At 58.0% G+C, this 13,253-nt stretch carries 10 protein-coding genes and 3 pseudogenes; 2 read left to right on the forward strand and 11 right to left on the reverse strand.

Annotated features, from left to right (window positions below; genetic code table 11):
• The 4 genes and pseudogenes from EOA24_RS11575 to EOA24_RS11590 form a co-directional block, all read right to left on the reverse strand.
• Positions 1-406: pseudogene (locus EOA24_RS11575) on the reverse strand (transposase); the annotation flags it as partial.
• 244 nt (positions 407-650) lie between these two features.
• Positions 651-1,685, reverse strand: a complete 1,035-nt coding sequence (locus EOA24_RS11580) for an LLM class flavin-dependent oxidoreductase (RefSeq protein ID WP_095484287.1) — start codon at positions 1,683-1,685, stop codon at positions 651-653.
• A 94-nt stretch (positions 1,686-1,779) separates the two neighbouring features.
• Positions 1,780-2,895 carry a histidinol-phosphate transaminase gene (gene hisC, locus EOA24_RS11585; protein ID WP_126063823.1) on the reverse strand — a complete coding sequence of 372 codons (1,116 nt, stop codon included), beginning with the start codon at positions 2,893-2,895 and terminating at the stop codon, positions 1,780-1,782.
• An 832-nt stretch (positions 2,896-3,727) separates the two neighbouring features.
• Positions 3,728-4,039, reverse strand: coding sequence for a hypothetical protein (locus EOA24_RS11590; protein ID WP_210213587.1), 312 nt, complete (start codon positions 4,037-4,039; stop codon positions 3,728-3,730).
• A 1,174-nt stretch (positions 4,040-5,213) separates the two neighbouring features.
• Here EOA24_RS11590 and EOA24_RS11595 point away from each other — a divergent pair.
• Both EOA24_RS11595 and rpoN read left to right on the forward strand, forming a co-directional pair.
• The gene (locus EOA24_RS11595; protein ID WP_029356553.1) at positions 5,214-5,747 is read left to right on the forward strand and encodes a peroxiredoxin; all 534 of its coding nucleotides are present in this window, start codon (positions 5,214-5,216) and stop codon (positions 5,745-5,747) included.
• A 68-nt stretch (positions 5,748-5,815) separates the two neighbouring features.
• A complete protein-coding gene (gene rpoN / locus EOA24_RS11600; RefSeq protein WP_126063822.1) occupies positions 5,816-7,249 on the forward strand; it encodes an RNA polymerase factor sigma-54 in 1,434 nt (477 codons plus the stop codon).
• Here rpoN and EOA24_RS11605 read toward each other — a convergent pair.
• The 7 genes and pseudogenes from EOA24_RS11605 to EOA24_RS11630 all read right to left on the reverse strand — a co-directional run.
• On the reverse strand, positions 7,246-7,872 hold the full coding sequence (locus EOA24_RS11605; protein ID WP_029356557.1) for a nitrogen fixation protein NifQ: 627 nt from the start codon (positions 7,870-7,872) through the stop codon (positions 7,246-7,248). The genes rpoN and EOA24_RS11605 overlap by 4 nt on opposite strands.
• Complete coding sequence (locus EOA24_RS11610) at positions 7,859-8,911, reverse strand: LLM class flavin-dependent oxidoreductase (protein WP_024505249.1); 1,053 nt, start codon at positions 8,909-8,911, stop codon at positions 7,859-7,861. Before EOA24_RS11610 ends, EOA24_RS11605 begins: the two co-directional genes overlap by 14 nt.
• Before the next feature lie 138 nt (positions 8,912-9,049).
• The gene (locus EOA24_RS11615) at positions 9,050-10,651 is read right to left on the reverse strand and encodes an SDR family oxidoreductase (RefSeq protein ID WP_063169384.1); all 1,602 of its coding nucleotides are present in this window, start codon (positions 10,649-10,651) and stop codon (positions 9,050-9,052) included.
• A gap of 148 nt (positions 10,652-10,799) precedes the next feature.
• On the reverse strand, positions 10,800-11,387 hold the full coding sequence (locus EOA24_RS11620; protein WP_126083656.1) for a nuclear transport factor 2 family protein: 588 nt from the start codon (positions 11,385-11,387) through the stop codon (positions 10,800-10,802).
• 138 nt (positions 11,388-11,525) lie between these two features.
• Positions 11,526-11,648: pseudogene (locus EOA24_RS42950) on the reverse strand (ferredoxin); the annotation flags it as partial.
• A gap of 29 nt (positions 11,649-11,677) precedes the next feature.
• The gene (locus EOA24_RS11625) at positions 11,678-12,856 is read right to left on the reverse strand and encodes a cytochrome P450 (protein WP_164759124.1); all 1,179 of its coding nucleotides are present in this window, start codon (positions 12,854-12,856) and stop codon (positions 11,678-11,680) included.
• A 265-nt stretch (positions 12,857-13,121) separates the two neighbouring features.
• Positions 13,122-13,253, reverse strand: a pseudogene (locus EOA24_RS11630) (IS481 family transposase); the annotation flags it as partial.

The following is a 13,253-nucleotide window of genomic DNA, read 5'->3' on the forward strand; positions in this document are numbered from 1 at the left end:
CGAACCTCGCGGTCGTCCGGCCTGCTGGTCTGGTAGCGAACCGTCATGCGGCAACAGCCGATGGCTTTACACGCCCGCCGTTTGCTCATCCCGAAGCCTTCCTTCAGGCGAGCGACAGCTTTCCGCTTGGCGGCGGGCGTCACCATTTCTTTCCCACAAGGTCCTTCAACGCGGCATTGTCGAGCATGGCGTCGGCCAGAAGCCGCTTCAGGCGCGTGTTCTCGTCCTCCAGCCCTTCAGGTCGCCGAGCCTCGGTGACATCCATCCCGCCGAAGCGGGCCTTCCAATTGTAGATCGAGGCGTCGCTGACCCCGTGCTTGCGGCACAGATCGCCAACCGATACCCCGGCCTCGTGTTTCTTCAAAATTCCGATGATCTGCTCTTCAGAGAAGCGGCTGCGTTTCATGTCCTGATCCTCTGGATGGGCCAGAACGAACTTCAAACCGGATTAGATCAGAGGGGCAAGGCCTCGGCGCGGTCGTCGACCTCTTCACCCCAGCCGAATGTGCCAACTACTTCAAAGCCGCAGGATATGACCTGGATCAGATAGGACGTGCTCCAATGGTTTACACCTGACAGGAGTCCGGCCCCCACAACCGTTTCGCAATGAGGAGCAGCGCTGCCGCTGCTCCTCCAATCACACGACGGATTCACGATGCGGCAACTCGAGCCATGATTTCGGATCGAATGGCCGATGCGGTGTATAGTGAGGCATCCAGCGGCAAATCCCCAAATGCCAGTTGACACAGAAGATAATTAGCACCTGCCTCTTCCAGCTGATCAAGGAGAGCTTTTCGGACAGAATCTGCCGTTCCCACGACGCACAATTCACTTTCAATTGCTGCATCGAAGTTCAAAGGCAAGTTTGGTGGAGTGGAAATGGCATTTAGTTCGTATAGAAATTTGAAGCTATTGAGCCATCGTTCATAGGCAGGTGCTGCGAGCAAATACGCATCTGTTTCAGAACGCCCTATCACCACCATTCGGAGCAATCCAAGAAATGGCGCTTGCTGGCCAATGTCAGCATCGTGAATTCGGGCGGCGCGGAACGCGTCGGTAACGCTGCGAACAGAAGTGGAAGGTCCGACGCAGGCGATGTTTGCCCCATTCGCAGCGGCCCAGCTAGCCGGCTCGGGTCGATTGGTGGCGATCCATGTCGGCGGATGGGGATATTGGTGAGGTCTCAACGTCAGCGGAACATCTTTCAACTCAAAGTGGCGGCCCTGATAAGAAAGCGTCCCGCCTTTCATCGCATTGATGAGAATCTCACTGGCCTCCGCATACTGTTCTGGTGCTGCTTCTACAGCAACCCCGAAGTATCCCAATTCAGTGGGAGCAGAGCCGCGCCCTATGCCGAGTTCAAGCCTGCCGCCGCTCAACTGATCAAGCATGCAGATCTCCTCGAAGGCACGCAGCGGATGATAGAGCGCAAGTAGCATTACCATGGGACCAACACGAAGACTGCGGGTTCGCTGGGCGACGCTCGCTAAGAACAAATTCGGTGATGGACCTCTGCCATGCGGCGTACAGTGGTGCTCGGCGAGATGATACGCATAAAAGCCATAGCCATCGCACGCTTCTGCTAGGCTCAGCCGATCTGCATATTGTTGTGCGATGTCATCGCCGTTTTCGTCCAGATGATCGAAGATGCCGAAGGTCAGGCCCGAAGCGGAAATTTTCTTCAATTAATTGTTCTCCAAATTACCTATTATTTATTCGCTAATCATCATAGCTGGCGACATATCAGCACCTATTACTTGGCGCTTAATGTGAATTGACTTAATGCTTGTGCACACCGCGATTCTTCTTAAAGCTCATACAGACGCGTTTGGCGGCAGCAAGGAATTTGTCCATCTGCTCTGTGGTGCCAATGCTGACGCGAATACAGTTCTTCAAATCTACGTCAGGAAAGCTGGCGATGAGGATCGCCTGCTCTTTCAACGCGGCTTGCCAGCATGAGCCCTCCTGTCCCGCCGGCACACGGGCCAGCAAAAAGTTTGCGTGGGAGGGTGTTACGGAAAAGCCAAGTTGCAACAGCGCCAGGGTCACTCGCTGTCGTTCATGCTTGATGTGCCTGTGGTTCTCTTCGTAGGCGTGGCGATGCGCAAGAATGCTTTTCCCGACCGCCTGCCCGATCACGTTCATGTTGAAGACATTCTGGATGTTGCGCAGCCTGCCAATGATTTCTGGGTGACCGAAACCGAAGCCGACTCGCACGCCAGCAGCAGCATAGCTCTTTGAAAAAGTCCTCAAGATCAAAAGATTCGGATGTCTATTGACGAGGCGCAGGGCATTGTCGGGTGCGAAGTCAACGTAGGCCTCATCCAAGACGACCAAGCGATCTGCTTGCTCCACAAGGCGTTCGATTTCGGCCACCGGCACGAATGTTCCGGTCGGATTGTTCGGATTAGCCAACAGAATGAACTTCGCGTCTTTTGCGGGGCCGGACAGCAGTTTTTCTATCGGCAGGGGATGAGCTTCGCTCGATGCGATTTCGAGAAACTCGGCACCCTGCAACATGGCAAGTTTACGGTTGAACGAAAATCCGGGCGACAGCATCGCCACTCTATCTCCTGGGGCGAGGAAAGCTCTGTAGATGAGTCCGAGCAGCTCCGACGAACCGTTGCCGGCAATCACCTGATCTTTGGAAAATCCGTAAGCATCGGAGGCAGCTGCCCTTAAGCTGAGATTGTCGTCTTCCGGATAAAGATACTGGTGTTCGATCGCAGCAATTGCACTTTGCATTACGCTCTTCGGCAACGGAAACGGGTTCTCGTTCGTATTTAGCTTAACGCAATTTGCATCCGTCGCTGGTCCGTTGGACGAGAGAGCATCTAATTTGCTGGCCACCGGCGAAAAAAGCGAAAGCACGGTCTTCAGTTTTGCATCGCACATGTTCTTCTCCGTTTTTCAGTCCCGCAGGGCATGTGACATGAGGCAATAGTTGATCGTGACTTGATCGACGTTCGGCTATATCAGCGCTGCCTTCCCACCCTGGTGGGGATCGCCGACCACGGTTTGGATTTGACACCGGCAAGCTGTCGAGAACCTGATGACGACCCAACGTGTGGCCGACGGCCGATTCGGCGCAACAGACGGTGTTTCAACATCGCATCGTCCTCAAAGCCGCATGCAGGGCCTGCACGACAGCCCGTCTCCAGCGCCCGCAGATAGGTGGAAGCCGAAGTCTTGCCGAACCTCAGTTGCTCTGCCACCTGGCCCACCGGACTGCCCTGTTTATGGGTCAGGCGCAGGATATCTCTGACGCTCGTTCGTCTTGCTTGCTTCCGTCTTGGCATGGGCTCTCTCGGTTTGCTGATGAGAGAGCCAAATACCGGCTCATCTGAGCATGAGACGCAGGCCTGACGATATGGAGCGTCGCTGTGGCGCGCGTAGCCAAGAGGGTTCGCCTCGGTGGCGGGGCATGCAAGACGGCGCACCTCCTTAGCCATCCTGTCCCATCGTCTCAGATCGTGAGGCGCACCTTATAGTCGGTGAGGAGATCTTGCAGGGTCAGGTTACGCCCTAGCGCTTAAGGTTGTTGGTCGCACCGAGCAAGCGCGGGACCTGTCGACGGACAACAGCGGTGCCACTGCCGGCACTAGGTCGTCCAGCATCGCAGTGAACCGCGTACGTAGTATTTTGTCGTAGGCGGCATTCTGGATAGCCGGATACGGGCTCTTCACCCGCTGCACCACCGATTGCGGGATGATGTCGCGAGAAACATTCACGGATTTCGTAAAAAAAGTGTACCCGCCGAAGAGCCCCACTCGCGGGGGCGGTGCAGCACCACCTCGGTGTCACTGCTCGTGTTCATGCGATGGACTAGGCCGGCCAGCTGTTGACGCAGCTCGCGGTAGTTGTAAGTCTCACCCGTGTAGACGAGCACCAAGTCAGGTCGGCCATCCTCCTGGAGCATCCTCGGCTGACGGCCGCCCTGGATATCGATGATTGCCAGGCGGTGGTGTCCCAGCGCCGCAGGCCCGCCGATCCAAGTCCCCTCGTCGTCCGGACCGTGGTTCGCTATGGTGGCCGTCATATCGGCAAGCTCCCTTCGCGCATCGGGACCTCCGAGGTCTCGATTGAAGTCGATCCATTCACAGATGCCGCACAGGTTATGTCGCCGCATTTGGGGCGAAGCAGATATAAGGCCAGTGGGAAACCATCGAGGCAAAGTGACGGATCTAGCCCAGCTACGATCCGCATCCGACATTGTCGGACATCGGACAGCACCGCGATTCGCTGCATAGGAAGCCTGGAGTCGCGATTTCCCTTGGGGGAATCAGCGCATGAAAGGAGAGCTGGGTCGTGTCTGCCGAAATGAGAAATTGCTCCCCCTTATTGCCTCACCGAGGAATGTTACCCAGCGCGATAGACGGACATGCCCTACCTCCCCCCGTTGCAGCTGAGGGAGATAGGGGCCAGCTCTTCATTCAACCCTCATGGAGGATGATCAGCCCAGCCATTTCCATGCGCCGGCCTTCACAAGCCGTGCACCATTCAGGTTCTTTTCCTTGAAGCGCGACGATCCTTGTCAGACGTCGCAACACTTGCTGCCGAGAGCACGAGCTCTTCCTCGAGCATGCCTTGATCTGCGCCTCGAACGGCTCGCACATGCTGGGTTTCAACGACTTCGCAGAGGTTGATATTCTGCAGTGACTTCGTCTCGCTGCTGCACGGCATTGACGCTGGGAGCCATGCTCGCGTGGCGCAATTGTGCTGAAGCCGGTGCCCACGGCAACGTTTCTTAACCCGCCCCAGATCCTGGCGTTTGGCTATTTCCGACATTCGTGTCCGGCTTCGGACAAAGGCCGGGTTTGCCGAACGGAGTCGCACCCAATTTCCAGTGCTGCTTGAGCAATAATATCGACCGGCATTACTGCACAACACGAAAGTTGCTGCAAAAACCGAAGTGAACCCAAGGCATCGGGTCAATTGGCATGGCGCTTGCGACTCGGTCGATAGAACGCAGTCAAAATCACGGTTGCAGACCATGCCTACCTCTCAAAGCTCGATAAAGCACGCGAGCGAAATTCCCCGTCTCCGCGGAAGCTCGTCGCCTTTAAACGTGCCTGCTCGGGGGCGGTCTTGCACAAGACCGGTCCGAGGCAACCACGCCAAGGCGCGAGGCTGCCGGAACTGTCGACCGAAGTCGATGCCGCTTCAGTTTAACCGAAAAATGCACCGTACCACTTTGGCCTGGGAGCAAATCAATGACCGACAGAAAGAACGTTCCTCTCGTGACCTTTCGCACGCGTGTTCGCGATGAGTCGATCGGGGGGCCAAATCCTTATCGGTGGGAGAACAAGACCTCCGACGATTATTTCGGGGGCAAGCGCGTCATCCTGTTCTCGCTGCCTGGCGCCTTCACCCCGACCTGCTCGACCTTCCAACTGCCCGATTTCGAAAAACTCTATGATCAATTTCTGGAACTGCGAATTGACGCGATCTACTGCGTCTCGGTCAACGATGCTTTCGTCATGAATGCGTGGGGAAAGTCCTTGGGGCTGCAGAAGATCGAGCTGATCCCAGACGGGTCGGGCGAGTTCACGCGCAAAATGGGCATGCTGGTCGCGAAGGACAATCTGGGCTTTGGCATGCGCTCCTGGCGATACGCCGCTCTGATCGACGATGGCGTGGTGGAGCAGTGGTTCGAGGAGGAAGGCTTCTGTGACAACTGCGAGACGGACCCCTATGGCGTTTCATCCCCGCAAAACGTTCTCGACAAACTGAAGGCGGCGGCATGACCCAGAAGTGGCAAGTCTCACACAACCCAAGCACACACTAGAGCATCCTCGGCAGATTACGGTTCAACATGCATCTCTCAGCAAGCCTGCTTCAACGCCAGAAGCAACGTATGGTCTTATCGCCTCAAGCCATTGAAGCTATTCGCTTGCTGCGATTGACGCATACTGAACTCCATCAGCTCGTGCAGCAGGCACTCGAGAGGAACCCCGTTTTGAAGCCTGACCCGTTTGACGACGATTCGCCGCTGTCAGGGGTGGATCAGCGGAGCAGTCAAAGCAGAAGCGAAATCGGCGAATCGCCCATTGGCGGGCCGTCTGGCGGGCGCGGGCAATGGAAGTCGCAACGCAGTAGCGGCAACGATCGACCTGCCGTCGAGGAGTTTACCGCCCACACCGAAACATTGCACGACCATGTCGCCCGCCAGGTCGCCCTCACCCCGTTCACCCCCCAGGAGCGGCTGATTGCCGGACAGCTCGCCGCCCATCTGGAGGACACTGGCTATCTTCAGGTAAACCTTTTCGATCTGGCCAGGAGGTTAAACGTTCGGCAAGCTGATGTGGAACGGGTCATCGGAATCTTGCAGCAATTTGATCCGCCGGGGATTTTTGCGCGAACTCTCAGCGAATGCCTGGAGATTCAGCTGCGCCAGCAAGACCGGTTCGACCCGGCTATGGCAGCTTTGGTCGCCAATCTCGAGATGCTTGCACGGGGGGATTTTCAGGGATTGAAGCAGCGTTGCGGAGTCGACGAGGAGGATCTCCTCGACATGAGGAACGAAATCCGCGCGCTCGATCCCAAGCCTGGAGACCGGTTCCAGTCCGGGACGCCGGAAACCATCGTACCGGACGTCTGGGTAATGCCCAAGTCCGAAGGTGGATGGCGGGTGGAGCTTGATCCGGCCACGCTGCCCAAAGTGTTGATCAACCACACCTATGTCGCCGAAATCTCGCAGCTGACCAATCAAAATCCGGAAGGCAAAGCGTTTCTCGACCATTGCCAGGAAAAAGGGAACTGGCTGATCAGCTGCCTCGAGCAGCGCGCTAAGACGATCCTTAAGGTTGCGACCGAAATCGTGCGCCAGCAGGATGCCTTTTTTACACACGGCGTCGCCCATCTGCGGCCTCTCTGTCTCAAAAATGTCGCTGACGGGATCAAAATGCACCAGTCGACGGTAAGCCGGGTGGCTTCGAACAGGTACATGTTAACTCCGCGCGGGGTGTTCGAGCTGAAGTATTTTTTCACAGCGACAATCGCATCCTGCGAGGGCGGCGACGCGCACTCCGCCAAATCTGTCCGCCATCGGATCAAGGCAATCATCGCCGAAGAATCGCTCGACAAGGTACTTTCCGACGAAGACATCGTTGCTCAGCTCAAGCAGACCGGCATCAATGTCGCTCGCCGTACCGTCACCAAATATCGCGAGGCGATGAACATCCCTTCCTCCATACTACGGCGCCGCGATAAGCGTTTGTCCGCAGCTGCGATCAAGCGAAGTGACTAACCGGCATTCCTGGTCGGCGAGAGGCGACTCTCAACTTCCTCCGGGCCGAAGCAGCTTTCGAAGTCCTGGCATTCCCGACAACTGGGTGCAGTGCATGACGAAAAGCCTTCGGCCTCACACAGCTTGCGGTAAAAGTACTTTTTCCATTTCATGTTTTCTGTGTTGCCTGCCGCCAGCGCGGGAAAATGTCTGGCAAGCAGGCGGCTGAGCTCAGCGCGATTTGAGAGGCCAAGATCCCGCCAAAGATGGTCCGTGCGCATCGCACGCCGGGCGATGATCTTGGCCAAGCGGCCGCTCGCCGGGTCGGCCGGCGCAGCATGCGCTAGCAGCAGCCGGCGTAGCAGCTCCTCTTCCAGTTCCGGCTCGGGCTCGCTCAACTCCTCCAAAGCGAATACGCTGCTGGAGGTAGACGGGAAAGTTGCGGCCAAGACATCACGCAATTCGACAGACGAAAGGCCTGTCCCCTCCGTCGCCAACACCTCGCCCGCCTGGACCTCCTCAAGCGAACGTGAATGTACGCAGGGCAGCACATGCTGATCGAAGCTCCTCCCTAGCTCGGACCCACGCCATTGCGCGCTGGATAGGCAGCCATCATCGTAACGGCCGGCTTCAGCTTCCGGCATGACAAAGCGCCTTGTTGACCGCAGGGATGATCTTGTCGCCCCAGAGCTCGATCTGGCGCAGCATCGTCTTTTGGTCGAAGTCGCCCAATTGAGTCTGAACTGCGATCTGGTCCGGTTTCAAGATATCGATCTCTTCCAGCAGGCGATCAATCACGCGATTTACGCTGCCAATCGGCAAATTTTTGCGCATGGTCTCGAAGGACAGATCCTGCTGGGTCGGTGTCTCCTGCAGCAGGTAGCCATCGTGGCTCTGTTGGCGGCGCTGATGCAGGGCTTCAGAAAGCCGGCGCTGGAAGCGGGCATTGTCGAGATAGCTGTTGATCTCCAACTCGTCGTGGCTGGCATAGCAGCAGCGCAGCAGCGATATCTTGACGTCGGTGACGTTCTTTTCCTCGGATGCCGCCGCCCTCTCGACTGATTCACGCAGTGTGGTCAAAGTCTCTAAGCCGTCGTGGAAGGCTGTGACAAAAAAATTGTGCCCCTCGCGGTAGGCCCGAGCCATCCGTGCGGCTCCGCCAGCGATCCAGATAGGCGGCGTCGGCTGCTGGACTGTGCGGACCGAAATCGCTGTTGGGGGGATCTTCTCATACTGGCCGTCGTGTTCGAAGACGTTTTGGTTGAGGCCCTTGAGAATGATGTCCAGGTATTCCGAAAAGACGGCCGGCGCCTCATCGATGTCCACGCCGAACCGTTCGAACTCGAACTGCTGGTATCCCAAGCCTACGCCGAGCTCGAGACGGCCGTTCGCAACGATGTCGGCGAAGCCGATCTCGGACAGCAGGCGCTGCGGTTGGTAAAGCGGCAGCACGCAGACGGCAGTGCCCAGGCGAATCGTGCTTGTCAAGCCGGCGCAGTGCGCCACCATCATCAGCGGGGATGGTATGAGGCTGTAATTGTTGAAGTGGTGCTCAGCAAACCACGCGGTGTTGAACCCAGCCTGCTCCGAAGCGACGGCCTGTTCGATGGAGTTGCGGATGACGCTTTCTGAGGATTGGTGATAGCCACGCTGGGCGGCCAGAATGAAAGTGGCAAATTCCATGATTTCTCCTCGTTATAGACACGTCAGCCGACCGGGAATGTGCTCGGCATGCACATGCTTGGATCTCAAGCACCTCAGGTGCGTCGTGGAGCCGAGGCTTCATAATGCTCGGCCGGTCGCCCTGCGAAGGCCTGGCAATTAACCTGCGGCCTCCGCAAAACATTCGTCATAGAGTTCGCTGGCGTTTCCCGCATCACCGAACGAGGTCCAGCCGCCGTCCACGTAGAGGATCGAGCCGTTGATGTATGAGGCGTCAGACGAAGCAAGGAAGAACGATGCATCTGCGACGTCTTCTGGCCGTCCCATCCTGCCCATGGGGATGCGTCGTCCGATTGCTGTCAGGTCGATGCGGCCGGCTTTGGCCAACTGAGCAAGTGCGGGCGTGCGGATGTGGCCAGGAGCGACGGTGGCTGTCCGAATTCCGACCGGCCCGAGTTCGGCCGCCATGCAACGGGTCAGCATATCCATCCCCGCCTTGGAGGCGCCGTAGGCATGGCGCGGCGCGAACGGCAGAAAGCTGTCGATCGACCCGAGATTGAGGATCACGCCGCCCGGGCGCATAGCCTTGATCGCTTCGCGCGCGCAGGTGAAGGCGCCGGTAAGGTTGACATCCAGGACGTGTTCGAGCTGTTTCGACAGTTGCTCGATCGCAGGCACAATCCTGTCGGCGGTATCAGCACTATTGACCAGAACATCGATATACCCGAAGCGTCCCCTCAGTTCTTCGAACATCGACACCACATCGCTCTCGACGGCCACGTCCAGCGATTTCGCCAGATGCTTGCCGGGGAGCGATGTAGCCAGCTCTGCCGCTGCAGTGCCATCTTTATCAGCAATCACGACGGTGTCGCCGTTCGCGGCAAAGCGGCGAGCGACGGCCGCGCCAATGCTTTTTGCGCCACCGGTGACGAGCACGATTCGCGCATCTGTGCATTCGGCCGGACAGGAGAGCTCGGCTTGGAGCGCACCATCCACCGGCGGGTGAGCATCCCCCGGCTGGTTGAATGACATCCAGCCTCCGTCGACTGCCAGCACCGAGCCGGTGATGTAGCGCGCCTGCGTGCTGCTCAGAAAACGCACGACCCTGGCGATCTCGTCGGGGCGAGCCAAGCGCCCCATCGGCACGCGGCGGCGTATCGCCGCGAGGTCCATTTTGCCAGCGCGTGCCAGTTCTGTGACCATTGGGGTGCGGACGGAGCCCGGCGCCACCGCCGTGACGCGGATTCCTCGCATAGCCCACTCGCATGCAAGGGACTTTGTCAACGAGATCACGCCAGCTTTCGAGGCTGCGTAGGCGTTGCGCCTGGGATTGCCGACCACGCCCGCCATCGAAGCCACATTGACGATCGCACCGCCCGGCTTCATGCGCCGCGCCGCTTCCCGGGCCATAACGAATGGCCCAATAAGGTTCACTGTCACGCCGCGTCGGAAGGTATCGACAGCGGTGTCGATGATCCTATCCATCGTGGGTCCAACCGCCGCATTGTTGATGAGGACATCGATTTGCGCGAACCGTGCTTCGACCTGGCCGAAAAGTGAGAGCATGTCCTTCTCTCGCGACACATCGCACTCCAGACCGACGTGCGGCGACCCGAGATCCCGAGCCAGTTCAACCACACCACTGCCCGGAAGGTCCACCGCAACTACAGTGTCTCCGTCCGCGGCAAGGATATCGACCAGGGCACGGCCGATCCCGCCCGCAGCGCCTGTGATGATTACGGTGCGTGCTGCCAGTTTCACGAGAGCTTCTCCACGATGACCGCTTGTGATCTCAGCCCATCAACCTTGGGCGGAATGAAGGGCCGAGCCAAATCGTTGCAGTGACCGCCAGTTGCGGCCCCACACAGATGTCGTTCCCGTAGGGCGCTCATCCTCCATTTCTACCCACTTATGCAGCTCCCAGTTGGGGACCCTCGACGCCATCTTGGTCGGTGGGGATGTGACCCTTGAGCAACTGGTAGATGGGATCGTCTGGATGTTGTGCTCCAATCGGCTGTCGCCGGCCGAACCTATCTGCCTCAAGAATCGCTGGCGGGATTTGCTCCTCAACCCAATCGTAGACGACTGTCCGTTCCGCAATTCGCCACTCGTCCTGCCTCTTCTGAAACAGATCGCAGTAACGGCCGCAAAGCAGCGTCTGACGTATTTCTTGGTCTGTATCCGGTCCGCGTTGCAGCGCGGTGAAATAGCTCTCGACCGCGGCCTCTGCTGAACTGATGAAGTCGATCAGGCTGTTCGTGATTTGATGGATGTTACGGTGCCCCGGCAGACCGAGAGCAAATTGGATGAAGTCCTCTGCCGGTCCGCAATAGGGACCGTGCCTGTCATACGCTTCGGGCCAGTATGCGCTACGCAGCGCCGCCTCATCGGCGCGGTCTATCCCGCGGCAGTACCGATACAGGCAGTTGCGGATCGCCTCTCGGTCACGCAGTTCGGTAATTTTCGCGTGGTCGACAGGGTCTGTCGCGAATTGTATGATTGTTTTATCCTTCCCGATGCCAGTCTGCACTTTGCGTGTGTCTCTCTCTACAACTGAGTTAGCGGGGGGCTCGTCAACTTCCAGAGCTTGTTCGGGGCAGGCTCGTACCCCTTTTGAGGCAAGCAGTTGCTCCCCATCGGCAACATCAATATCACCGGGCAAGATGTAGCCGGCGTCATCAAGCTTGAAGACTCTCGGCGCCCGCGCCCAGCAGCGCGCATGACCCTGGCATCTGGCTTTATGTACGACGACACGCATAGCGAACTCCAATGTCGTTGGCTGAAACTTCAGGACCAGTCCAGGATCAGATTCTCGATCCCGAACACATGGCCGCCGAAGGTGATAGGTTCAGTCCCTGTCTTGATCCGAAAGGCTGGGATGCGCGCCAGCCACTCCTCCAGGCCAATGACAATCTCCCGCCGGGCAAGGTGTGAGCCAAGACAACGATGGGGACCATAGCCAAAGGCAGCGTGCCGGTTGTCCTCGCGCGCCAGATCGATCTCATTCGGGCATTCGAATTCCGCCGGGTCACGATTGGCAATCATCGTGGCACAGGAAACATAGTCTCCCTTGCGGATCGGCGCGCCTTTGAAGTCGACATCCTTCGTTGCCACTCGGATCATCTGAATGGTCGAATAGGCGCGCAGCAATTCTTCCGCAGCGACGGCAATCCGGTCCGGTTCGCTTCGTAGCAATTCCTGATCTTTGGGGTTGCGCGCGAGATGGGCCAAGTCGAAGCATATGGCTGCTGAGACCGTGTCGAGTCCCGCGACGAACACAAGCACGCCGATGCCACGGACTTCTTCGTCACTGAGCAGACGACCCTCGACCTTTGCCTTCACGATGAAGGTCATGAAATCATCGACCGGCTCCTTGCGGCGCTCGGTGGCAAGTTCGTCGATGAAGGCCACGATCGTCCGGGCTGCGGGTGGTCGTTGCTCCTTATCGCCGTGGAGCAGATCTCTAGCCCAGCCGACAAATGTTTCTAGTCCGTTGTCCGAAAGCCCAATAAAGCGAAGGAAGATATTGACCGCGAACGGAACTGCAAAATCCTTCATGATGTCGCAGCTCGTGCCTGATGCGGCGATCCTGTCGATCAGCTTGATCGCTCGTTCCCGGACAGCCGGCTCCAATGCCATTACCCGCTTTGGCGAAAGCAGCGGATTGAGCAGTGAGCGAAAAACACCGTGGAATGGCGGATCGAGCTCAAGCGGGATCATCGGCCAGCTCTCGCCGAGCACAGAGGCGAAGATGCTGCGATGGCTGGAAAACGTTTCGGTGTCCTGCAGCACCCGGCGCTGGTCGCTCGCGCGAGTGATGACCCAGGTACCCCGACCGTCGCGCGTGTTGCTGGTTGAATAAAAGATCGGAGGCCCGGCATGAACGCAAGCAACCGCTGCATGCGGATCCCCGTTAGCGGTCGGCAACATGCCGGGCGACGTAAACAGGCTGAAGTCCCTCACCATTTCGGGCGGGACATGATCTGGAACCGGCCGCGATTTAACCGCGCCAGAATCGAGAGACCGTTCATGAGATGCTGTCGGCATTTGCATGCAATCGTTGGTGCAAGCTCCGTGCCGAATTCGTCTTTCGATAATCCTTGCCGTTTGCTGGGCAACAGGTGGCGCCTGCGCTGACTTGCTGGTCGGGATTGCAACATTCTTGTCCAGCGTCGGACACAGAATGTAGAAAGCTAGACACCGACTTGGAGCAACTCAACTGGTGGGATCGCTAGCTGTGGAGCCTCAACAGGTTGTCCTCGGTTAGAGCGAGGCGACTGATAGGTGTTTTGGACTTTAGGCTCCCGTGGGGACGGTGCCAATTGTATCTGTGCAGCCAGACCGGCAACTCTGCGGCGCGGTG

Origin of the sequence: Mesorhizobium sp. M2A.F.Ca.ET.039.01.1.1 (genome assembly GCF_003998035.1) — a bacterium.
In the GTDB taxonomy this organism is placed as follows: domain Bacteria; phylum Pseudomonadota; class Alphaproteobacteria; order Rhizobiales; family Rhizobiaceae; genus Mesorhizobium.

What these genes read in the sequence shown, in the direction of transcription:
- hisC (WP_126063823.1), bottom strand. Translation starts at nt 2,895, where the DNA reads ATGTGCGATGCAAAACTGAAGACCGTGCTTTCGCTTTTTTCGCCGGTG.
- EOA24_RS11590 (WP_210213587.1), bottom strand. Translation starts at nt 4,039, where the DNA reads ATGACGGCCACCATAGCGAACCACGGTCCGGACGACGAGGGGACTTGG.
- EOA24_RS11595 (WP_029356553.1), top strand. Translation starts at nt 5,214, where the DNA reads ATGACCGACAGAAAGAACGTTCCTCTCGTGACCTTTCGCACGCGTGTT.
- rpoN (WP_126063822.1), top strand. Translation starts at nt 5,816, where the DNA reads ATGCATCTCTCAGCAAGCCTGCTTCAACGCCAGAAGCAACGTATGGTC.
- EOA24_RS11605 (WP_029356557.1), bottom strand. Translation starts at nt 7,872, where the DNA reads ATGCCGGAAGCTGAAGCCGGCCGTTACGATGATGGCTGCCTATCCAGC.
- EOA24_RS11610 (WP_024505249.1), bottom strand. Translation starts at nt 8,911, where the DNA reads ATGGAATTTGCCACTTTCATTCTGGCCGCCCAGCGTGGCTATCACCAA.
- EOA24_RS11625 (WP_164759124.1), bottom strand. Translation starts at nt 12,856, where the DNA reads ATGGTGAGGGACTTCAGCCTGTTTACGTCGCCCGGCATGTTGCCGACC.